We start from the raw sequence: 21887 nt of genomic DNA on the forward strand, positions 1-21887 counted from the left end.
GCAGCTACCAGGAGTCCCCTATGTCCCCGAGCCCCCTCATCACACTACCGATCAACGACGGCACGACGTCCCATCCACGCGCTCCCACGGCAGCCGAGCAACTGCTGAAGGCCGAGCAACGCCAAGCATGGGAAGTCGACCGCATCACCCTGCTGGCAAGCCATCCGTTCATCGGGCCACTGGCCGCGTCGTTGATCCCGGTGCCAGTGATCGACAGCCGGATCCCGACCGTAATGACCGACGGCCACCACGTGTTCGCCAATGCGCACTTCACCGCGAGCTTACCCCCCGCCGCGCGGCGCTTCCTGATCGCCCATGCCGTCGCGCACTGCATCGGTGGACACTTTCTGCCGGTCGAAAAGCGTGACATCCATCGCTGGAACCTGGCTTGCGAGCATACCGCCAACTACCTGGCGTTACTGGGGGGCATCACCCTGCCGACAACGGCCATCCTGTACCCCTCACAAGCCGGCAGGAGTGCCACTCAAGTATATGACTGGCTCGCGGCGCATCCCCGCACCGCCCATGATAGCCACTTGGACCTGCACCCATTGGATGCCCGGCTTCCTCTGGCACAGGCGGCAGTGGTCGACCCGGACTATCGGCCGGTCGCCCCACAAGTCGCACAGGCCAGCTTCTGGCTCGACCTGGCCATGGAGCAAGCAGCCGACGAGCGCATGCGCGCTTACCTCTTCGAGCTGGCATTCGAAACGCGGAACATGGAAGCGGTCACGAGCTAGCACTACTGGACGCTCGACACGTCGTGACGAACAGGAGAAGAAACGCAGGGGGGGGGTTGAAATGGAGGCGGCCCCCGACAGCCACATCCCGGCACACGCATCCACCACTACCGTTGCTCCCTTCCGGGCCTGGCGGGGTTCGCGGTTTCGCGTTGCGGGAGGACCGACGAGGGCCACCATCGCAGTCTCGGAGGGTTGTATCCCGCCCGAGCCACTCGACGAACTATTGCGGCAATAGCTTGTCCCGAGTGCGAGCGCACTATAACAGCGCCCCTTCACCCTCGCAAGCCCGCGCCCCTCCCCTGGCAGGCCACCAGGGTATCTACGCTATGCTTAAGTCTGTACGGTTAGTCCACTCAATCATCGATCGGGAGGAACCACCATGAAAAAGGATCCTAGCAAGGGCTATGTCGCACTGCTCGGCTGGAGCCTGAATGCCATCGAAGCCGCCGAGAACTTCGACCGCCGTTACGTGGTGGTGGCCCCGGAGTGGGCGGAAGAATACTGCCAGCAGCACGACATCCCCTACGTCTCGTGGAATTTCGAGCGCTTGAATGACCGCTCCATGGAGATTGCCGAAACACTGCAGGAGATGGGCGTGGACGTTGCCATCCCGCTGTTCGAGGAAACCGTGGAGTGGGCCGGAGCCATCAACTCGCTGTTGCTGGATAACCCGCGCCTCTACGGTCAAGCGCTGCTGCTGCGCGACAAGGCATTGATGAAACGTCGCGCCCAGCTCGGCGGGATTCGCGTTGGAATCTTCGAGGAGGCGCATGACAAAGGAGACGTCATCCGCTTTCTCAAGCGCGTCAACCAGACGCTGCTCAAGCTCGACGGCGATCCCAACGACCCGATTCACCTCAAGGCCTTCGATAAGGCCGGCTGCCTGGGTCACCGTGTAATCCGCACGCCCGACGAGGTGGATACCATCCCCGAAGAGGAATTCCCGGTGCTGATGGAATCGCATCTGGATGGCTGGGAATTCGCCGTGGAAGCCTGGATTCATGACGGCAAGATCCGCTTCCTGAACATCTCCGAGTACGTAACCTTAGGTTATTCGGTGTTCGTACCGGCAACGCCGGAGCTGGAGCAATACCGCCCGCAGATCACCGCCCAGATCGAGAAACTGATCAAGGCCTTCGATATCGACTTCGGCTTCATCCATCCCGAATACTTCGTCACCAGCGACGGCGAGATGTATTTCGGCGAGGTCGCCTACCGGCCACCCGGCTTCAAGGTTTTCGAACTGCTCGAACGCGCCTACGGCTTCAATGCCTATCAGGGCCTGATTCTGTCGTTCGACCCCAAGACCACCGAGGAAGAGATCACGGCTTTCTTCCCCAGAGAAGTGGTGGATGCCAAGTGCCATGCCGGTTGCTTCGGGGTCTATCCGCGCCGGCGTGTGGTCAGCCGCCTGGAGATACCCGAGGAAACCGAGGATCACCCCTACTTCGAGTCACATGAGCTGACTCGGCCGCTGGAAGAAACCGTCACCAAGCGTACGGCCTTCGGCACCCACTGGGGGCTGGTTTACTTTACTGGCGACGATGCGCATACCATGCGCGACCTGCTGAAACATCAGGAAGAACTCGACTTCTATGTATAATCCCCGGTTAAGCCCAAGGGGATAAGGAGTCTGCGTGACTATCGAAGACGGCCAACATGACAACCAGGACAGCAAGTTGGACATGTTGCTGACCAAGCTGGACGAGGCCACTGAGATCCTCGCGCAAGCCCAGGATTTCGCCAAACCACTCAAGATCCGTCGGGTGCTGGACACCGCCCGGCGCGTGCTGCTGCAGGACGGTGGCGCCGCCGCCCTGCAAGCGCGCGCTGAATCCCTGGAAGCGGCGGGTATCTTCAACGGTTCCGACTGGGCCTTTCCGCATATCCTGATTCCCTCTTTGACCACCCACTCGCTGAAGAGCGCTGATGCCGACACCGTGGTGCTCGAAGCCCTGAGCGAGCTGCGCATGCTGGCGGTGGCCAATGGCGACTATCGTCATCCGCTGATTTCCGACGAACAGGCTCATCACTATCTGACCCAGGTGCTGGCGATCAATCTGGAGCTGTTGTTCATGCCGCCCAGCGAAGCGGAGCGCGAGACCCAGGGTCGCCTGGCCCAAGTGCCCCGTGCCCTGTTCAAGCATCTGGCCGAGGAAATCGGCTACGAGCATGTGATCGACCGGCTGATTGACGAGATATGGCGCATCCTGCAACAGCGTCCTATCCAAGTGGAACCGGTCAAGCGCATGATCACTCAGATCGCCATCTGCCGGACCAACCCCGACATCGACCTTGGCACCAGCGGCCAGGGAGCCGACCGCCTGATCAGCAGCCTGTATGGTGCCACCCAGGCTTGCCGGGAAGACCCTGGAGTGGATGTCTATCGCGATCGCCTGGAGTCGATGGATAGCGGCGCCCTGCAGTACGAGGCAACCGGCTTCGCCCGCGCCATGCACGACACCGGTCTGGTATCGCCCTATCACGCCGTGCTGCTGCGTTATCTGCTCGATCAGGGCGACCACTTGCTGTCCGAGGCATTGGGCCTTTCGAGCACCGGCCGCGACTGCCTGTTGTGCTATCGCCAACTGGTCCAAGCCTTGATCGAGGAAGCGGTACATCCGGCCACTGCCCAAGCCATCTACGGCCTGGCATTGATGCTCGAGCGCGGTATTCTCTACCAGCCACCGGTCGCCCCGGCGATGTGGCGCCAGGTCGCCCTGCCGCTCTCGGAGTGGTCGCAACTGCGCCTGCGACTCGCCTATGGCGATGCCGTGACTCCCAAAGCCTGGCTGCTGGAAGGCGTGTTGTGCATGCTCGGCCTGCCGCTGGGTGTGGGCCAGGGCAACAACCCCACCTGCCAGTCGGCGCGCGCCTTGTCGATGTGGGCCTACAACGACCCCGACTATCTGCTGCAGATGGTCGCCTGGGCCGCGCGTGACGACGAGATCATCATGCACTTCGAGGGTATGCCGCTCTCCTCGATGGCCAGCCTGTCGGGCGTGTCCAAGGAGTTACCCATGGATCTCGATCCGGTATCGCTGCTGGTAGTCCCGCATCTCGACCGTATCTATGCCGAGATGGGCCGCCGCTGCGTGGGCCGCGAGGGCGACCCTCACCGCTGGGTCAACCCGGAATTCCATGGCTGGTGGTCCGGGCGCGGCTTTCGCATCAATGTCGATGTCGCCACCGGCCAACTGCACGAACTCGAGGACTTTCTGCGCCATTTCTATGCCAGTTACCACCCTTACTACAATGGCAACCAACCACTGATACACCCTCAGCCAGCGGGCATTGCCGTAACCGACAGCGCAGCCCGTTTCATCGGCTGGCATGCCATTACGCTGCTGCGGGTCACGCTCGACCCCAGCGATGTAATGCGCGCCTACTTCTTCAACCCCAACAACGACAGCGGCCAGGACTGGGGCGACGGCCTCAAGGTCAGTACCGCCGGCAATGGCGAACGCTTCGGTGAAGCCTCGTTGCCGTTCGAACAGTTCGCATCACGACTCTACATCTTCCACTATGACCCACTGGAGCATGGCGAACTGGCCAATGTGCCGCAGGAAGAGCTCGACCGGGTCATCGGCTATATCCATCGCAGTTGGGGGGTCGACCGGGTGCCGGCTTCGGACCTTCAGGCCGATCCTGGCCCGGGGAACGGCACGCGGCAATGAATCAGGCCCTCGGCCAGTTGAGCATCCGATCGCCAATAGAGCATCGCTACTCTCCAATCGCTATAATGTTGAGCTTCATATTCAGCAGCCATCCATGACGCTCATGCCCCGACTCGACCAGTTGCTTGTCACCCAGGGCCTGGCCCGCTCCCGCACCCGTGCCCAGCGGCTGATTCGCCACGGTCGTGTCAGCCTGGCAGACGATGGCCGAGTGCTGACCAAGCCCGGCGAGAAACTGCCCGATGACAGCCACCTTGCGGTAATGGAGGATCCCGAGGAACGCTACGTGTCGCGGGCGGGCTTGAAGCTCGAGGCATTGCTGGAAACGCTTGGCATGCGCCTGGACGGCAAGACGGTGCTGGACGTGGGACAGTCCACCGGGGGGTTCACCGACTGCGCATTACGCTACGGGGCTCGGCACGTGGTTGGCGTCGAGGTCGGCCATGGCCAGCTCGATCCCGAGCTACGTGGCGACCCACGCGTGACCGGCGTGGAAGGTCTCAACGCCAGGGCAATGGCCGACGACGACGGACTGCGCCAAGTACTCGCCCGGCATGCGCCGGGAAGGCTCGACATTGCGGTGATGGATGTCTCCTTCATCTCCCAGACACTGATCCTGCCCGAACTGGCACGCCTGCTGCCGACGGGTGGCGAGCTGCTGTCGCTGGTCAAGCCACAGTTCGAGGTCGGACCGGGGAAGGTCAACGAGCGCGGCATCGTCACCGACGAAAGCCTCTACGCCGAGGTGGAAACACGCATCCGCACCTGCTGCGACGAATGCGGCTTCACGGTGCTGCACTGGGCGGAGAGCCCGTTGCGCGGCGGCGACGGCAACCGCGAGTTCCTGCTGCACGCCCGTCGACTGGCGGCACCCACCGACTGACGGTCTCAGGCCCCTCTCGTGCCGGTGGCGGCACTGGGGCCCGACTTCGACATCACCTGCACCGCCTGGCCCTGGGCATTATGCAGCCACACATCGAGCTGGTTGAAGGCAATTTCCACCCCGTGCTCACGGAACAGTTCGTCGATTCTCAAGTTGACTTCGTCGACGGCATAGAGCCGGTCGGTCAGGGTATTGACGAAGATGCGCAGCTCGAAGTTCAGAGTGCTCTCGCCATAGCTCATGAAGAACACTTGCGGCTCGGGGTCGGCCAGCACCCGCGCGTTCTCGTCGGCGGCTTGGCGCAGCAGCCGATGCACCAAGGCCAGGTCCGAACCATAGGCAACACCGAAGTTGAGTACCACCCGGGTGACGTTGTCCGACAGCGACCAGTTGATCAGTTGGTCGGTGACGAAGGTCTTGTTGGGGATGATGATCTCCTTGCGATCGAAGTCGGTCACGGTGGTGGCGCGGATACGGATCTTGCTCACCGTGCCGTGCAGGTTGCCCAGGGTGATGGTGTCGCCGATGCGTACGGGACGCTCGAAAAGGATGATCAGCCCCGAGATGAAGTTGGCGAAGATCTCCTGCAACCCGAAGCCCAAGCCAACACCCAACGCCGCGACCAGCCATTGCAGCTTGTCCCACGACACACCCAGGGTTCCCAACGACACCACCAGGCCGGTGCCGACGATCGTGTAGGAAAGCAGAGAGGTGATGGCGTAGGCGCTGCCCTGCTTGAGGGTCAGGCGAGACAGCACCATGACCTCCAGCAACCCCGGCAAGTTGCGCGCCATCATCAGGGTCAAGGCCACGATCACCAACGCGGTGACGATATCGGCCACGCTCACCGCCGCGCCGACCACGTCCTCGCCTTCACCGCGCGTACTTTCCCACAATGCCACCTGATCGAGATAGCCAAGCACCGCCAGCAGGTCGGCCCACACCAGATAGAGCACCACACTGAAGCCAATGAACAGGATCAACTTGGACAGTCGCAGTGACTGCTGATTGACCTGCTCCATATCCAGCGGCGGCTCCTCGATTACCTCCAGACCACCTTCGGCGCCTTCCTGCACCTGGGCCCGACGGCGCGCCAGGGCACGCCGATACGCCAGTCGCCGTGCCGCCACCGCCAATCCGCGCACCACCGTGGCCTCGACCAGTACCCACAGACCCAGCAGGTACAGCGTGACGATGAAGCGTCCCAGCAGGCTCAGCGCGGTATATTCGAAGCCCAGTGCGATCAGCAGCAACAGCACCAACGGCACCGTGGCCAGCGCCAGACCAAGCACCAAACGGAACAACTTGACGCCGAAAAAGGGCATATGCGCGAGGATCAGACGCATCATCAGCACACTCATCGCCACCAGCCCTGCGGCCATCAGCAGCAGCGACACGGGACGCTCGGCCAGGGTGGCCCCGGCCCCCTGGTTCAGGTTGCCGATCAACAGCACCGGTGTCAGCGCCACGCCCAGCCAGAGCAGCAACCAGCGCAAGCGCAGTGCATAGCCGACCGGCCAGGTGAAATGCTTGGTGGCCACCCCGTCACGGACCAGCAAGCGACGGCAGAATGCGATCACCGCCCAGGCCAATGCCAGTTGCCACAACGCCTTGCCCAAAGGCACGGCGAAATCGCTACCGCCAAGCACCAGAGCCGTACCCGTGCCCGCCAGGGCCAGTGGGCCGGGTAACGCGAACAGCATGTTAAAGGCAATGGCCAGTGGCGTATGCCGCTGCGAGTCGCGTTTGAGCCGCCCGACTTCGGCATGCAAGGTTTCCAGATAGGTGCCGATACGCCGGCGCCATGCCAGCAGCGCCCCGGCAAGCAACACCACCGGCACTCCCCACCCGGCCGCTGGCTGTGGCCATTGCCACAGGCTGGCCAACGAGGCCCGCCATTCGCCCTCGGTCAAGTGCAGGCGGAAAGTGGCCGGCAACTGGCGCAACCAGGCCATGTCCAGCGGCCGCCCGTTGGCGACCCAGAACAACTGCTCGTCGATGGTGGCGCGCAACTCGCGACCGATCTCCAACAGTTGTTGCTGGTTGAGTTGCAGGTCGATCGCCGCCGTGAGCAAGCCGCCATATTCCTGCTCGAGCTGGTCGACCAACTCGCGGCGCGAATGATAGAGACGTTGCAGCGATTCGCTCAACCCCGGGGTAGCCTCCACGCCGGCTTCCTCCAGGCGCTGATTGGCGAGTCGCTCGGCATTGCGCAGGCTCTCGCGCTGCCGCCCCAGTTCGAACTGCTTGAGCCGCAGGTCGGCGATCTCGTCCTGCAGGTCACGCCGCACACCGACCCGCGGCAGCGCCTGCTGCTGCTCGCGCAGGATCCGTGACAATAGCTGACTGCCGCGAATGGCATCGATCTGCTCGGTAAGGCTACGTTGTAACTGGCGCACGCGATCGAGTTCGCTGCGCACCTCGATCCCCTGGCGAACCAGGTGGTTGGTGCGGTCGGTGGCCCGCAACAGTTCCAGGCTCAGGTCGTGGTTGATCTGCTGGGCGCGCAGCACTACCGGATGACCGGCCGCGATCAGCGGGTCGTCGCGCGCGGCGTCGGCGATGGCTTGTTCCGACTGCAGGCGGCGCTGGCGGTCGATCACGCTCTGCAAGACCGAAAGCCGGGCCTCTTCCTCGCTCAGTTGGCGGGTGAGCAGATCCCGCCGCTGCATGGCAAGTTCACGCAAGCGGGTATTGCCGGTCAGTTCCTGCTGGTAAAGGCGCAACTCCTGCTCGGCGAGTCGTTGCTCGACACGCAGGGCCATCAGGGCCGGGTCATCGGGACGGGTGGATCCTCGCTCGAGCTCCTCGATCTCGCGTCGATACCGCTCGAGGCGCTTCATGGTCTCGGCGATCGACTGTTGGGCACGCTCGGGTACCGTTTGGGTGGCGATCAGGCTGGCGTTGACCTCGGCTTGCTGGTCCTGGAGGCGCTGCAGGGTAGCTAGTGACTCTTGCAGACGCGATTCCAGCTCGCCGATCGGCAAACCATCGAGACCCTCCGCCGACCAGTCGATAGGCTGCTCTTCCAGACGCGACAACTCGCGCTCAAGTCGCAGGAGCTCCTCGGGCGCCTGCTGTATCCGTTGGTCCAATTCAGCCAGGCGCTGCTGCGTGGCCTCGAGGCTCTCGAGGGCCGCCACGGTACGGTTCAGTGCCTCCAGGTCGCGTGTCTGCGACTCATTCAGGGTCTCTTCCGCCTGCAATGCCTGAACCCGCTCGGTCACCTCGCCGAGCTCGGGCAAGTCGCTCTCCTGAGCTTGCACGCTCCCCCCGGCCAAGGCCAGCAAGAGCCACAACCCAAGCCATACAGCGCCCTTGCGCCATGCCACCACCCGCCACCGGTGGTCTTCCTGCCTGATCATTTTCCCGATACCTGCTCCGTTGTCTTTCGCCGATGGGGATGACACGCATCACGCAACATCGGTGTCCGACCCGCGCAGGCGTTCCAGAGTTCCCCTCATCCCTCATATCATTGGCGGCGATTGTCAGGCTACCAGGGTCAGTTGGCAATCACTTACCATAGCTTTTCACTCGGCAATTGACTTGCCGCACCGGCGTGGTAGAAACGGCTTCTACTAGCCTTCTTACCCTCAAGGTGTTGTTCATGGCATCTGCTAAATCAGTCATTGGCTACGGGCTCGTCTTGCTTGGTTTCATGCTGACATCCGACGCCATGGCGCAAGACACGGACGATCAGAAAGCGTTGCCCCCGGACGAGCGGGAAGCCATCGAGACACGAATCGAAGCGTTGACCACCGAACTGCGGGAGCTGCGTGCCCAGTTGGCCCAGGATGCCGCCGACTCCAGCACGAGCGATTCCGTTCTGGAATTGGAAGAGGACCCCGCCAGTGTGGCCCTGGAAGAAGCCGAGGAACGCCGCGAGCTCGAGCGCGAATCGAGCCGCAACCCCTTTGCGATCACGACCTATCGCCGCAATTACTTGATGCCCTGGAGCTACAATGCCAACCCCAACCGCGAGGCATTCAGCGAGATCTCGGAAAACGGCGACATCGACAATGCCGAGGTCAAGTTCCAGTTCAGTGCCAAGTTCAATCTGGTCGAGGACATGTTCGGCGACAACGGCGACCTGTTCTTCGCCTATACCCAACGGAGCTGGTGGCAGGCCTACAACTCCGATCACTCGGCCCCCTTCCGCGAGACCAACTTCGAGCCAGAAGTCTTCGTCAGCTTCGACAACGACTTGACGCTGTTCGGCTGGACCAACACCCAGAATCGAGTGGCCTTCAACCACCAGTCCAATGGCCGTTCCGCCGACCTGTCGCGCAGTTGGAACCGGATCTATGTCGAGAGCCTCTTCCAGCGCGGCGACTGGGTGGTAAGCGCCTCTCCGCACTGGCGGATTCCGGAATCGGAAGGTGACGACGACAACCCGGACATCGAGCGTTTCATGGGCTATGGCGATATCTCCATCGCCCGTCGTCTCCACGAAGATCACGAAGCCAGCCTGCTGGTACGCGGCAACCCCAGTGCCGGCAACATGGGTACCCAACTCGACTACTCCTGGCCGCTGTTCGGCAACGTGCGTGGCTACGTGCAGTACTACTATGGCTTCGGCGAGAGCCTGATCGACCATGACCACCGCACCAATCGCCTGAGCCTGGGCTTCAGCTTGAATCCGTTCTTCGTCGGCAGCCAGGCAAGGCGTTAATGCCCATTGCCATCTGGACCCCTCCTGCTGCTATGCTGAGGGCGTCATTCATCGTCAGAGGAAGACCCAAATGGCAAACCGCAAGTCCAGCACCGAAGCCAGCACCGAGCAGCTCAAGGCCGATCTGCGTCATCTTTCCCAGACCATCGAGGAGCTGGTAAAGGCAACCGCCGACGATTCCCGCAGCAACATCAAGGAACTGCGCGAGCGTGCCGAGCAACGCCTGCATGACACCCGCGAACGCCTCGAGGCACGCGGCGAGAAGCTCTACGGCGAAGCCCGTGACAGCGTTCGCGAACAGGTTGATGCCTGCGACAAATACGTTCACGAAAACCCCTGGACCAGCGTCGGTATCGGTGCCGCCGTGGGCATAGTAATCGGCATGCTGATCGGACGTCGTTGATGAGTGATCGCCAAGGACCGGCGGAACGCCTGTTCATCGCCACCAAGCGACTGATCACGAGCCTTGTCAGGACCGGCGAGACACGCTTGCGTCTCGCCGTGCTGGAGCTGGAGGAAGAGCGTGCCCGACTGGTCTCGCTATTGCTGCTTGCCGGTATCAGCCTGGTACTGATCCTGCTGGGTCTGGCGGCGGTTACCCTACTGTTGGTGGTGATCTTCTGGGATACCCACCGGTTGATGGCCATCGGCATTGCCGCTGGTGTGCTGCTCGTCAGCGGCATCGGTCTCGGGTTGTGGGTCCGCCGGCTCGCCAGCCGCCCCACGTTGCTGAAGAGCACCCTGAAACACCTCGCCACCGACCGCGAGATACTGGAGAGACGCGATGAGCCATGACCGCTCTTCCCGCCTCTCGCCACGCCGACAACGTGCCCTGCACAAGGCGGCGCTGGAACTGCGCATCGAGCAGCAGCGTATCGACATGCTGGTCGAGTCGAGTCGCTGGCGCGAGGCCAGCAGCGGTATCGATGCCGTCTGGCACGGCCTGATGCGTTTCAAGGTGCCATTGTTCGCCATCGGCGGCGTCGTGCTGCTGCGCGGCGCCAGGCACCCTCGCTCGTTGCTGCGCTTGGCCAGGCGTGTGGCGTCCGGGGCATTGTTGCTACGCCGCGCCCAACGCCTGTTGGGCAAGCGCTGAACTGGAGACTCACCATGTCACTCGCCATCGCCTTGCATCTGCTGGCCTCGACCATTTGGGTCGGGGGCATGTTCTTCGCCTACATGGCGCTGCGCCCGGTCGCCGCCGGGCTGCTCGAACCTCCCTCGCGGCTGACACTGTGGGCAAGAGTCTTCGAACACTTCTTTCCCTGGGTCTGGGCCTCGGTGATAGTGCTGCTAGGCAGTGGACTGTGGATGACCTTCGCCGTATTCGGCGGCATGGCGAGCGTCGGTCTACACGTGCACCTGATGATGACGTTGGGCGTGGTGATGATGCTGATCTTCCTGCACCTCTACTTCGCGCCCTACCGCAAGCTCATCCGCGCCGTGGAACGGGAAGATTGGCCCTCCGGTGGCGAGCAGCTCGGCCGCATCCGCCGCCTGGTCGGCATCAACCTGATCCTCGGGTTACTCGTCGTGATCATCGCCTCGGGTGGGCGCTATCTTTTCTGAACGCTCGGCAACATCACAAAGACTGCCCGCAGGCCACACCCGACGCCCAGGCCCACTGAAAATTGTAACCGCCAAGTTCGCCGGTAACGTCGAGCACCTCGCCGATGAAGCGCAGTTGCGGGAGACCATCGACTGCGAAGGTCTTCGAGGAGATTGCACGGGTATCGACACCGCCCATGGTGACTTCGGCGGTACGCCAACCTTCGGTACCCGCGGGCTTGACCCGCCATTGCGTTAGGCGTGCTTGCCATTCCTTCAGGTGGGTATTGGAAAGCTCGGCCAACGGCGGGTCTTCGCCATGCCACTCGCCAAGCGCCTGGGCCAGGCGCTTGGGTAAGCGCTCACTCAGCCACGTCGAGAGCTTGCGCTTTGGGGTGTCGCGACGCGCGACTGCCAGCGCCTCGAAAACCTCGAGCCCCGGCAACAGGTCGATCTCGAGCTCGTCGCCAGGCTGCCAATAGCTGGAGATTTGCAGCATCCCCGGGCCGGAAAGCCCGCGGTGGGTGAACAGCAGCGGCTCACGGTAACGGCGATCGCGCCCCGGCCCCTGGCGCTCACCATCGCGCAGGCTGCTCACGGCGATATCGCATGCCACCCCGGCCAGATCCGCGACACGCGCCTTCCAGTTCGAAGTCAGGGTGAAGGGCACCAGCGCGGCACGCGTCTCGGTAACCTCGAGCCCGAACTGACGGGCGATGTCGTAACCGAAACCCGTGGCACCCATGGTCGGGATCGACAGCCCACCCGTCGCCACCACCACGGCCCCCGTCTCGATACGGCCCCGCGACGTGTGTAAGCGCATACCTTCACCATGACGCTCGAGTGTTTCGACCGTGGTACCAAGGCTGACCTCAACCCCGGCCCAGTCGCACTCGGTCAACAGCATGGCAACGACTTCCTTGGCCGACTCGGCACAGAACAACTGCCCTGGCGCCTTCTCGACGAACTCGATGGCGTGACGTTCGACCAGTTCGACGAAGTGCTCCGGACGGTAGCGTTTGAGCGCCGAGATGCAGAAGGAAGGGTTGGCGGAGAAGAAGTTGGCAGGCGTGGTATTGAGGTTGGTGAAGTTACAACGCCCGCCACCGGACATCAGGATCTTCTTGCCGGCCTTGTTGGCATGGTCGAGCACCAGCACACGCCGGCCGGCATAACCGGCCGTGAGTGCACACATCAGCCCAGCGGCACCGGCACCGATCACGACCACGTCGGGTTGAGGGGGCATGCAGCGTCACCATCGGAATTGTCGCAAAGGGCAGCGATTCTACCAGAGTGGTAGGCATCCGCCAGCCGCGGCATGTCGCTCGTAGGACGCTCCGCTGAGAGAACGCTTACGACGTGCCATTGGCAAAAGTAAAGTTAGCTACTACGCTTTAAGTAACATCCTGTAAGCATCAGTAGAAAGCAGGAAGCCAACTCTCCTGTGCAAGCATGACGTCGTTTGGTACTTAGGTATTTTTCCTGTACCTAGCCTAGACAATACACAAAATTACACATATAGATAAAAAAGTACACAATAAGCGTAACACTAATTCGGCACTACCAGCCCTCAGCGACAAACAACCAAAAGTTAATAAAGAAAAATAAATAATAGCTAATAAAAGGAGGCGCTGCATAAATCGACGAGCGGAGTGAAGCGCAAGGCGCCCGGAGCACAGGAACCGGAGCATATGGGGTATATGTGAGGCTTCCGAGCACCGCGCAACGCAGCGATTTACCCGCGCAGGCATTTATGCAGTGTTTCCTAACGAACAGGGAACCGCGGGGGATCTTCTTGATGAAGACGCATGACTATGTCCTTGTTGTGGTACGCAATCTCAAGGAAACCTTCGATAACGACTACATCGAAACGCTGCGACAGCATGGCTACCGAGTCGAGCTCGTATTCGCGGGGCAAGATCCGATCCCGGTCATGGAAGCCCGGCCACCCATCGCGGCATGTTTCCAGTTCGACTACCCTGATCTCCAGGGGCTGGCGGATCTACGCCAGACCAAGCAGCGGGTCGCCACGGTGCCGCTACTGATGATCACCCAGGCCCATTCGGAGCATCTGGCCGTCTGGGCCTTCCGCTCCCGGGTCTGGGACTACTTCGTGCATCCCATCGACATGCCGCGCTTTCTGGAAGTGTTCGCCAGCCTGCGCAGCGTCAGGTTGCCAGGCAAGAACAAGCAGCCCATACCCGCAGACGAAGCCCCTGATTCGAGACGCGCCCTGGACATCCAGAACGCGATCCCTCCCGAGGCACGCCTGCGCTGCACCAGCCCCGGCGACGCGCAATCTCAGCTCGACCGCGCCATTTCCTTTCTCGACAAGAACCTGCATCGCAAGATCGCGCAGGCGGAAGTGGCGGAAAGCTGCGGCCTGAGCACCTTTCAATTCAGCCGCCTGTTCAAGCGCCTGACCGGTGTCACCTTCCAGGAATACCTGCTGCACCGGCGCATCGCCGAAGCCATGCGCCTGCTTGCCAACCCCAAGGTGTCGATCACCGATGTCTGCTTTACCGTCGGCTTTCGCGACCTCTCCTATTTCACACGGGTCTTCCAGCGTTACGTGGGCCAGCCGCCCTCTCGCTACCGCCTGAGCCTGGCCAACAAGCAGCCCGAGCCGTCATCCACCCAGGCCGCCTCTTTCAGGCAGAAAGCCCAATTGCAACGCCTGACCGCGGCTACGTCCGAGTTCTCTCTACTCCCGCTTAAAGATTGACGCATCCCACCCACCATCGATATTCGCATAATCAATATTTGTGAGCGCAACGCCAACCGGCCCGTCATCATGACGGGCCGGCTTCACACTTGTGTATGCCAACATGGCAGTTTTCGTAACAGCCAATCAGTCCACCAATACCGGAATCCTGGCCAGTATTCCGAAATTCTCCCCGCCCGTCTGGCCCTTGGGTTCGTGATAGCTGCAACTCGGCAGGAAGTAGATCGTTTTCTGGCGCCAGCCGCTTTCCTGGGGATCACTGCTCCACTTGGCCAACGTGTCATCGGAGTTTCTGATATTCATAGCACCCACGAAATCATCCCAGCGCGTGACGCCATTGGGGTCGGCATTGCTCCAGGTGCCGGGTGACACACCGTCGCTATCCTCAGGCGGCAACTCCATCCGTTGCGGAGCCTGAGCATCGATATTGTTGGCCTGATCGTTGATCCACGCAATATTGAGATTCACCGCACCAACCAACTTGTTGCTGGGTGCAATACCGCTCGAACAGTCGACCACCGGCAACGTCAGGCTCCATAAGCGCTCCTTGTCAGTCTCTTCCACCCAACAGTCATACAATGCCTTGAATGCCGATTGCACTTGGCCATTATTGGTGGTCATGTCTTCCCCGAAGTGCAGCTCATTAGGGTTGCCATCGCCGCACACCAGATCCCTGATTTCACCGGCATTGGCGGCCCCATCATCACCCTGCTCGAAATTGGTCCAGCCGCCGGTCTGGTCGCCTTCGGGAATGAAGCGCCCCACATCGCAGGAGTAGCCATCGCCATCGACGAGTGCCTCGCGGCACATGGCGATCGGTTGGTCGACATCCTCGGGGCGCAGCGAACCGGCATAGCCGATATAGGCCACCGCCCGCGCCTGAACCTCGTAGCCATCGAAACCGAAGAGACTGCCGAAGAAGGCTTCCACCTTGGTCTGCTGCCGTGCGGTGACCACCTCCACGGCATTGATGAAATTGGGGTCAGCATCCAGGTCCGCAGTACTGCGGTCGAGGTCCACCGGATCCACGGAGTCATTGGCAGTGAAAGTGCGGGTGGCGAAACTCCAGTGGCCGCGTAGCGCACTGATCACCTCGACCGACGTATTCTGGCTATTGTTAGCCTGTGCCGCGTCGGTGGCGATCTGGTTGGCACTGGGGCCGCCGTTGCTGCCGTCGTTGACCCTGCTGCCATCCTCCTCGTAGAGGAAGCGCGCACCGGCCAGCGACCCGGCATCGGCGGCATTGTGCAACTCGTTGCGCGCCACGTAGAGGTTGCTGCCGTCCACCGCCAGCGCGGTGAAGGCCAGTAGCATGAGCAGTGCCACCGCCAGCAGCACCATGGAAACGCCACTCTGGTGTCGAGGTGAGCCGAACCGGCCCCGGGATGTGGTCGCGAGTCGTGTTTTCATAATCATTCCGCCCGCATCACGATGGTGGAGGTGATATCCAGCACGCCGCCCAGGGACTCGATGAATCCCGGCAGCACCAGATACTGGTATGGATAATTGACGTTGACCGTCAGATCGTCGCCGGCATCGAAGCTGCCGTTGACATTGCGATCGAACCGCTGGACTTCGATGGTCATATCGGCCGGCCCGCCTAGCGAGAGCAGAAACTGCTCGGCATAGTCGCAGACGGCCACCCTGATAGCATCGTTCTCCGGATTCACGGCATCGGTATCGCACTGCAGGGTATAAGTTCCGAAGTCGGGGCGCGGATCGGGCCGAAACAGGATCCCGCTGCGTGCCCCTTCGCGGGTGGCATTAGTCATGGTCGACTTGTCGAACAACGCGACACTGAACTCGATGATGCCGAACAACAGCAGGAATAGCAGGGCCGCCGAGATGGCGAACTCCACCAGTTCCGACCCTTTCTGCCTGCGCAGCGAGCGTCCTATGTTCATCTCGCCCCCTCCCCTTGGTCATCCTATCAATTGGCCGACTGGCCACCGCTGCGCCGCAACACCATATCCAGGTTACGGGCATTCTGGCTGGCGGTGACGTAATAGGCCGGCGACAGGCGCATGGCTTCCTGGAAGAAGTTCATCGCCTCGTCGTAGCGCCCTTCCACCATCGAGATGTAACCGATGTCGTTGTAGGCCTCGGCACGCTCGCCGTTGCGCGCCACCGCCTCGATGGCGAACTCGTAATCGCCTTCGCGGGCGTGCACCAACCCCAGGTTGCGCCAGGCCAGCTCGTAACGTGGGTTATGGCTGACCGCCTCACGCAGTGCCTGGCGGGCGCCCGGCCAGTCACCGGCCAGGTAGCGCGAATAGCCCAGGTTGTTGAGCACCTGGGCCGAACGCGGGTTGGTCTGCAGAGCCTGCTGGTAGTGCTCGGCGGCCTGTTCGTGCTCGCCACGCATGTCGGCGATGATGCCCAGCGCGTTGTGGGCCTTCCAGGGGGCATTGCCGCGCGCGACGATGGGCTGCAATTGTTGCTCGGCCAGCTCGTACTGGCGTTGCTGCAACAGCACGATGCCCAGCCCGGTTCCTGCCCCCGCGTGCTGCGGCTCGAGTTCCTGCGCCCAGCGGTAAGCCAGGCTGGCGAGGCGATAGTTGCCTCGCCCATGGTGGATGGTGCCGATCTTGTAGAGCGGCTCGGCCTGGGGCGATTTTTCCAGTTGCAGACCGCGCAGGTATTCGAACAGTGCGCGGTCCTCGTCACCGGCATTGAGCGCGGCATCGCCGTTGTGGTAGGCCTCGGCCGGCGATGCCACCGGGAAGGCGGTGCTGTAGACCGCCGTCGACTCACCGTCGTAGAGGGCGCCATAGGCATCCGAGGCGCCGTGGCGTGAGTTGTTGGTGGCACAGCCGCTCAGGGCCACACCAAACAGCACGGCGCTGAGCAGTAAGGTGGTGCGGTGCTGGTAGAACATGATGGATTCTCCCTGGTACCTTGTTTTCGTAATTCGTTTTGGTTCTTCGTTTGCGTTGTTCTCAACTGGCCAGCGCCCTCATCGCACCCAGCAGCGGCGGCCCCAGGGCCACCACGAAGAAGCTGGGAAAGACGCAGAAGATCAGCGGGAACAACATCTTGGTGCTGACCTTGGCGGCCTGTTCCTCGGCCTCCTGGGTGCGCTTGTCACGCAGTTCCACGGCATAGATGCGCAGCGTGGTGGCGATGCTGGTGCCGAAGCGCATGCTCTGCAGCAGGGTGGTCACCAGGCCGCGGATATCCTCGACCCCGGTGCGCTCCTCCAGGTCGCGCAAGGCAGCCTTGCTGTCCATTCCCGCCCGGGTCTGCATGCTGAACAGGTGCAGTTCGTCGGCCAGTTCCGGGTGACTGACCTCGAGATCCTGCGCCACACGCTGAATGGCGGCACCTAGCCCCAGCCCCGCCTCGGTGCATACCACCAGCAGGTCCAGCGCGTCCGGTAGGCCACGGCGCAACGCCCGCGTACGTTGCTTGATCGCCCGCTCCAGCCATAGGCTCGGCAGCAGGTAACCGGCAAGTGCCGTGGCCACCAGCATCAGCAGGCTGGCACCAAGCGGTAGACGAGTGAAGGGAATCACCAGAGTCAGCAGCAGCAGCGGCGGCAGCACCGTCAGCGCCAGCCGGGCACCGTAGAACACGCTCGCAGCACCGGGCGAACGCTTGCCGGCACGCCGCAGGCGCTGGGCCATGCGGCTTCTGGCTTCTTCCTTGCTCGGTACCAGGCGCTCACCCATCGGCCCCAGCCACTGACCGACCCCCGATCCTGTGGCCTTTCCCGCACCGCCGCCAGCGGAAGCAGTGGCGGCTTCGGCCTCCAGGCCACGCAGGCGCCGGCGCAAGGGGTCGGACAGGCCCATCACCAGCAACAGCAGGGCGATCATCAGGGCGAAAATGGTCAGCCCTAGCAGCACCGAGAAGCCGAACTGGACCATTTCCGGGTCGGCGAGCCACTCATCAAGCTGGTTCAACAACATGGTCAGCGCGTCCATTGGCGGTCCTCCTCAGACGTCGATGCGCACGATCTTGCGCATCCAGAAAATCCCGATGATCATCATCACGAATGCTGCCATGATCAGTTGCCGCCCGATGGGGTCCTGGGTGAGCATGGGAATGAACGTGGGATTGGTCACCGTCAGCACTCCAGCCAAGGCGAAGGGCAGCAGCGACAGGATCCAGGCAGCCATCCTCCCTTGGGCCGAGAGCGTTCGCAGCTTGCGGTGGAAGCGGAAGCGGTCGCGCACCACCGCCGCCAACCCGTCGAGCAGCTCGGCCAGGTTGCCGCCGGTCTCCTTCTGGATCAGCACCGAAGTCACGAATACCATCACCGTGACGCTCTCCACCCGCTCGAGCAAACCGTTCATGGCGGTGCGCACGTCGCCGCCGTAGTTGATCTCCATGAAGGTGGTGCGAAACTCACCGGCGATGGGGTCGGCCATCTCTTCGGCCACCAGGCGCATGGCATCGCTGAAGGGGTGGCCGGCACGCAGCGCCCGCGCCATGATGATCAACGCATCGGGCAATTGCTCCTCGAACTTGGCCAAGCGGCGGTTGCGCGCCATGTTCAGGCGCATGAAGGGAATGCTGGCCACCCCCAGCCCGATCAGCACCCCAAGCAATGCATGCGGCAGCAGATAGAGCGCCGCCACGCCGGCCATGCCCCCCAGGCATACGCTGTAAAGCACGATGCGGTAGGCAGGCGTCTCTTTGCCGGCCTGCTCGACCAGACGCTCTAGCCGCTGCATGCCGGGCAGCGATTCCAGCATGCGCTCGAATGTCGAGAGCTCGCCCAGGTACTTTTGCCGCATCAGCGACACCTGGCCCTGTTTGGAGGCGCTGTTGATATGGCGCAGGCGCTTCTTGAGGCGCTTGCGTGCCTGGCGGTTCTCGCCAAAGGCCGGCACCATGAAGCTCTGGATCAGCAGGAAGGCGGCAATGAAGATCATGCCGAGGAAGATCACCTCGTCGGAGAGCTCGATGTTCAGCGCGCTCAGTTCCATGGCCGCTGGCCTCCACCGATCTGGAACACCTCGAGCCCCGGCGCCATGCCGCGCCGCTGCAGGTAGTCGTAGAACCCGGGCACCACGCCGGTGGCCATGAACTGGCCGATGACCCGACCCTCTTCGTCGATGCCTTCGCGCTCGAAGCGGAAGATCTCCGACATGGTGATGATGTCGCCCTCCTGGCCGTTGATCTCCTGCACGCTGACCAGCCGGCGCTTGCCGTCCTCTTGGCGCTCGACCTGCAGCACCACGTCGATGGCCGAGGCGATCTGTGAGCGCAGCGCCTTGGCCGGCAACTGGAAGCCACTCATCGCCACCATGCTCTCGATGCGCGTCAGGGCGTCGCGCGGCGTGTTGGCGTGAATGGTGGTCAGCGAGCCGTCGTGGCCGGTGTTCATCGCTTGCAGCATGTCGAAGGCCTCGCTGCCGCGCACCTCGCCGACGATGATGCGGTCCGGGCGCATGCGCAGGCTGTTGCGCACCAGGTCGCGCTGGGTCACCTCGCCACGCCCCTCGATATTGGGCGGCCGGGTTTCCAGACGCACAATATGCGGCTGCTGCAACTGCAGCTCCGCCGAGTCCTCGATGGTGACGATGCGCTCGCGGTGCGGAATGAAGCCCGAGAGGATATTGAGCAGGGTGGTCTTGCCGGCGCCGGTGCCGCCCGACACCAGCACATTGAGCCGTGCCTTGACCACCATTTCCAGCAACTGGGCGACCTGCGGCGTCAATGTGCCGATCTCAACCAGGTTCTCGGCGGTCAGCCGCTCGACCGCGAAACGCCGGATCGATAGCATCGGGCCGTCGATCGCCAGCGGCGGGATCACTGCGTTGACTCGCGAACCGTCCTTGAGGCGCGCGTCGACCATCGGCGAGGATTCATCGATGCGTCGCCCCACGCCAGAGACGATTCGGTCGATGATGGTCATCAGGTGGCGGTCGCTGTCGAAACGCAGCACGGTCTGCTCCAGTTTGCCGCTACGCTCGACGAAGATCGGCGCGGTGCCGTTGACCAGGATGTCCGACACCGACTTGTCGGCCAGCAGCGCTTCCAGCGGCCCCAGCCCCAGTACCTCGTCCTGCAGCTCGGAGACGATGCGTTGGCGCACGCCGGCGTTGAACGGCAGCGCCTCCTCGCTCATCAGCGACTCGCAGACCTGCTGGATCTGCACCCGCGCCTCGCGCTCGTCGAGCGAGCCCAGCAGCGACAGGTCGAGCACCTTGACCAGCTTGCGGAACAGCTTCTGCTTGCACTCCTGCTCGGCCGCGGAGAGACCCTCCCCGGCGCCGCGGCTCGTCTTCAGCCCCCAGGAGGGCCGCGATGTTTCACCATTGGCAGCGGAAGCCGCGTTGGCAGTGGCAGTGCCATTGCCGTTACCGTTGCCATTGCCGTTAAAGCGTTCACGTAAGCTCATGCCTGCCTCTCCTCGGATCTGTGCTCGACTCGCCTCTTATCGCGTCGCTCTCGCCGGTTCGCTTGTCAATCTCGCCGGGCCCAGCCCAGCAGCGACCATTTGCCGCGAGCGGTCTCCCGCGCCTGCGCTGGGTCGTCGTCCAATGCCTTCGCCAGCGCCACCAGCTTGCGGGTCACCGGCGCCTTGCGCGCCGCCTCGCGCAGCGGGACCCCCACATTGATGCTGTGACTGACGCGGCGAAAATCGTTGGGCAGTGTCAGCAGCGGCAGCCCCGGCAAGGCCTCGCGGATATCCGCGAGCCCCACGGCGTTGCGCTTGTCGTAGCGGTTCACCACCAGCATCACGCTGGCAGTCGACAGGTGCAGCTCGTGACGCAGGATGTCGCGCAGCCGCTGCGCATCGCGCAGGTGGGTCACGCTCTGCTCCATCACCACCAGGATGCGGTCGGCGCGCTCCAGCACCATGGCCGTGGGGCCGCTGATCCAGCGCGGCAGGTCGACCACCACCTCGTCGTAGCTCTGGGCCAATACCTGCAGCAGCAGCTCGACCCGCGATTCCGGCACCTCGGCGATGGTCACCATGTCCTCGGGCGAGGAAGCGAGCAGGTCGAGGCCGCTGTCGTGGGTCTGCACATAGCCTTCCAGCGCCACGCCATCCAGGCTGTCGGCTGCCTCCAGCGCCCCAACCAGGCCGTTGCGCGGGGAAAGATTGAAATACAGCGGCAGCGAACCGAACTGCACGTCGAGATCCATTAACACACTGCGCCGGTCCCGCTCGGCCAGGATATGCGCCAGGTTGGCCGCCACCATACTGGCCCCGGAGCCGCCCTTGGCATTGACCACCGCGGTCAGGCGCGCCGCCTGCCGCAGGGGGTCGGCGAGCCGATCGCGGGCCAATTGGCGGATGAACTGGGTGATCTCGCCGTCATCGATCGGCGGCGAGAAGAAGTCTCGCGCCCCGGCACGCATGGCGACCCGGATCAGCTCGACATTGCCCTTGGGTCCTACTACCAGCAACGGTGGTCGTTCCGCCGCCGGGCGCTCGCATAATGCCGACAGTTCGGCTTCCCAGTGGTCGCTGACCAGCAGCACCAGGGCATCGGGCAACGGCGAGACGCCGTAGAGAGGGTCGGCGTGACCATTGACGATCACCCGCGTCGTGACGTTGATGTCACTCTGGCTGCGCAACAGCGTCTCCAGGAACCCCAGCTCGTCCCGTACCCTTCCTGCCAGTAGTATTTCCAGTCGATAACGCATTGCCGTTTCACCCACCTGTGATTGGCTTCCT

Annotated in this window: 19 protein-coding genes and 1 other RNA gene; 10 read left to right on the forward strand and 10 right to left on the reverse strand. The window is 62.7% G+C overall.

The features are described from left to right. Window positions 1–20: 20 nt before the first annotated feature. Entirely contained in the window at window positions 21–740 is a 720-nt protein-coding gene (locus IE093_RS04000; protein WP_189466419.1) for a DUF2201 family putative metallopeptidase, read from the forward strand. A 72-nt stretch (window positions 741–812) separates the two neighbouring features. Here the strand turns inward: IE093_RS04000 and ffs are convergent. Further along, window positions 813–909: signal recognition particle sRNA small type (gene ffs, locus IE093_RS04005), an RNA gene on the reverse strand. Window positions 910–1122: 213 nt separating this feature from the next. Here ffs and IE093_RS04010 point away from each other — a divergent pair. The 3 genes from IE093_RS04010 to IE093_RS04020 all read left to right on the forward strand — a co-directional run bounded on the left by IE093_RS04010 (window position 1123) and on the right by IE093_RS04020 (window position 5303). After that, window positions 1123–2346 carry an ATP-grasp domain-containing protein gene (locus IE093_RS04010; protein WP_189466421.1) on the forward strand — a complete coding sequence of 408 codons (1224 nt, stop codon included), beginning with the start codon at window positions 1123–1125 and terminating at the stop codon, window positions 2344–2346. Window positions 2347–2428: 82 nt separating this feature from the next. Continuing rightward, window positions 2429–4420, forward strand: coding sequence for a hypothetical protein (locus IE093_RS04015; protein WP_189466487.1), 1992 nt, complete (start codon window positions 2429–2431; stop codon window positions 4418–4420). A 103-nt stretch (window positions 4421–4523) separates the two neighbouring features. Beyond that, a complete protein-coding gene (locus IE093_RS04020; RefSeq protein ID WP_189466489.1) occupies window positions 4524–5303 on the forward strand; it encodes a TlyA family RNA methyltransferase in 780 nt (259 codons plus the stop codon). A gap of 5 nt (window positions 5304–5308) precedes the next feature. Here the strand turns inward: IE093_RS04020 and mscK are convergent, their stop codons facing one another. Then, window positions 5309–8668, reverse strand: a complete 3360-nt coding sequence (gene mscK / locus IE093_RS04025) for a mechanosensitive channel MscK (RefSeq protein WP_189466423.1) — start codon at window positions 8666–8668, stop codon at window positions 5309–5311. 242 nt (window positions 8669–8910) lie between these two features. Between mscK and IE093_RS04030 the strand changes: the two genes are divergently transcribed. The 5 genes from IE093_RS04030 to IE093_RS04050 all read left to right on the forward strand — a co-directional run bounded on the left by IE093_RS04030 (window position 8911) and on the right by IE093_RS04050 (window position 11544). Further along, window positions 8911–9975, forward strand: coding sequence for a phospholipase A (locus IE093_RS04030; protein ID WP_422730960.1), 1065 nt, complete (start codon window positions 8911–8913; stop codon window positions 9973–9975). A gap of 70 nt (window positions 9976–10045) precedes the next feature. Then, entirely contained in the window at window positions 10046–10378 is a 333-nt protein-coding gene (locus IE093_RS04035) for an ElaB/YgaM/YqjD family protein (RefSeq protein WP_189466425.1), read from the forward strand. Next, complete coding sequence (locus tag IE093_RS04040) at window positions 10378–10770, forward strand: phage holin family protein (RefSeq protein WP_189466426.1); 393 nt, start codon at window positions 10378–10380, stop codon at window positions 10768–10770. The genes IE093_RS04035 and IE093_RS04040 overlap by 1 nt, the downstream gene beginning before the upstream one ends. Continuing rightward, a complete protein-coding gene (locus IE093_RS04045) occupies window positions 10760–11071 on the forward strand; it encodes a YqjK family protein (RefSeq protein WP_189466427.1) in 312 nt (103 codons plus the stop codon). Before IE093_RS04040 ends, IE093_RS04045 begins: the two co-directional genes overlap by 11 nt. 14 nt (window positions 11072–11085) lie before the next feature. Next, entirely contained in the window at window positions 11086–11544 is a 459-nt protein-coding gene (locus IE093_RS04050; protein ID WP_189466428.1) for a CopD family protein, read from the forward strand. Window positions 11545–11557: 13 nt separating this feature from the next. Here the strand turns inward: IE093_RS04050 and IE093_RS04055 are convergent, their stop codons facing one another. Next, window positions 11558–12769: a BaiN/RdsA family NAD(P)/FAD-dependent oxidoreductase gene (locus IE093_RS04055; RefSeq protein ID WP_189466429.1), complete on the reverse strand. Its 1212-nt coding sequence runs from the start codon at window positions 12767–12769 to the stop codon at window positions 11558–11560. Window positions 12770–13321: 552 nt separating this feature from the next. On the opposite strand from IE093_RS04055, the gene IE093_RS04060 reads away from it, so the two are divergent. Continuing rightward, window positions 13322–14248: a response regulator transcription factor gene (locus IE093_RS04060; protein ID WP_189466430.1), complete on the forward strand. Its 927-nt coding sequence runs from the start codon at window positions 13322–13324 to the stop codon at window positions 14246–14248. 126 nt (window positions 14249–14374) lie between these two features. Here the strand turns inward: IE093_RS04060 and IE093_RS04065 are convergent, their stop codons facing one another. The 7 genes from IE093_RS04065 to IE093_RS04095 all read right to left on the reverse strand — a co-directional run bounded on the left by IE093_RS04065 (window position 14375) and on the right by IE093_RS04095 (window position 21856). Then, the gene (locus IE093_RS04065; RefSeq protein ID WP_189466431.1) at window positions 14375–15658 is read right to left on the reverse strand and encodes a pilus assembly protein TadG-related protein; all 1284 of its coding nucleotides are present in this window, start codon (window positions 15656–15658) and stop codon (window positions 14375–14377) included. Between the two features lie 2 nt (window positions 15659–15660). Continuing rightward, window positions 15661–16152, reverse strand: coding sequence for a TadE family protein (locus tag IE093_RS04070; RefSeq protein ID WP_189466432.1), 492 nt, complete (start codon window positions 16150–16152; stop codon window positions 15661–15663). A 26-nt stretch (window positions 16153–16178) separates the two neighbouring features. After that, the gene (locus tag IE093_RS04075) at window positions 16179–17126 is read right to left on the reverse strand and encodes a tetratricopeptide repeat protein (RefSeq protein ID WP_189466433.1); all 948 of its coding nucleotides are present in this window, start codon (window positions 17124–17126) and stop codon (window positions 16179–16181) included. A gap of 61 nt (window positions 17127–17187) precedes the next feature. Next, entirely contained in the window at window positions 17188–18174 is a 987-nt protein-coding gene (locus IE093_RS04080; RefSeq protein WP_189466434.1) for a type II secretion system F family protein, read from the reverse strand. A gap of 12 nt (window positions 18175–18186) precedes the next feature. Continuing rightward, a complete protein-coding gene (locus tag IE093_RS04085; RefSeq protein ID WP_189466435.1) occupies window positions 18187–19182 on the reverse strand; it encodes a type II secretion system F family protein in 996 nt (331 codons plus the stop codon). Then, window positions 19173–20600: a TadA family conjugal transfer-associated ATPase gene (locus IE093_RS04090; RefSeq protein WP_189466436.1), complete on the reverse strand. Its 1428-nt coding sequence runs from the start codon at window positions 20598–20600 to the stop codon at window positions 19173–19175. The genes IE093_RS04085 and IE093_RS04090 overlap by 10 nt, the downstream gene beginning before the upstream one ends. A 65-nt stretch (window positions 20601–20665) precedes the next feature. Then, window positions 20666–21856 (reverse strand): CpaE/TadZ family protein, encoded by a 1191-nt coding sequence (locus IE093_RS04095; RefSeq protein WP_189466437.1) that lies wholly within the window; start codon window positions 21854–21856, stop codon window positions 20666–20668. Between the last annotated feature and the right edge of the window lie 31 nt (window positions 21857–21887).

The sequence above is a fragment of the Litchfieldella qijiaojingensis genome, assembly GCF_014651875.1.
In the GTDB taxonomy this organism is placed as follows: Bacteria; Pseudomonadota; Gammaproteobacteria; order Pseudomonadales; family Halomonadaceae; genus Litchfieldella; species Litchfieldella qijiaojingensis.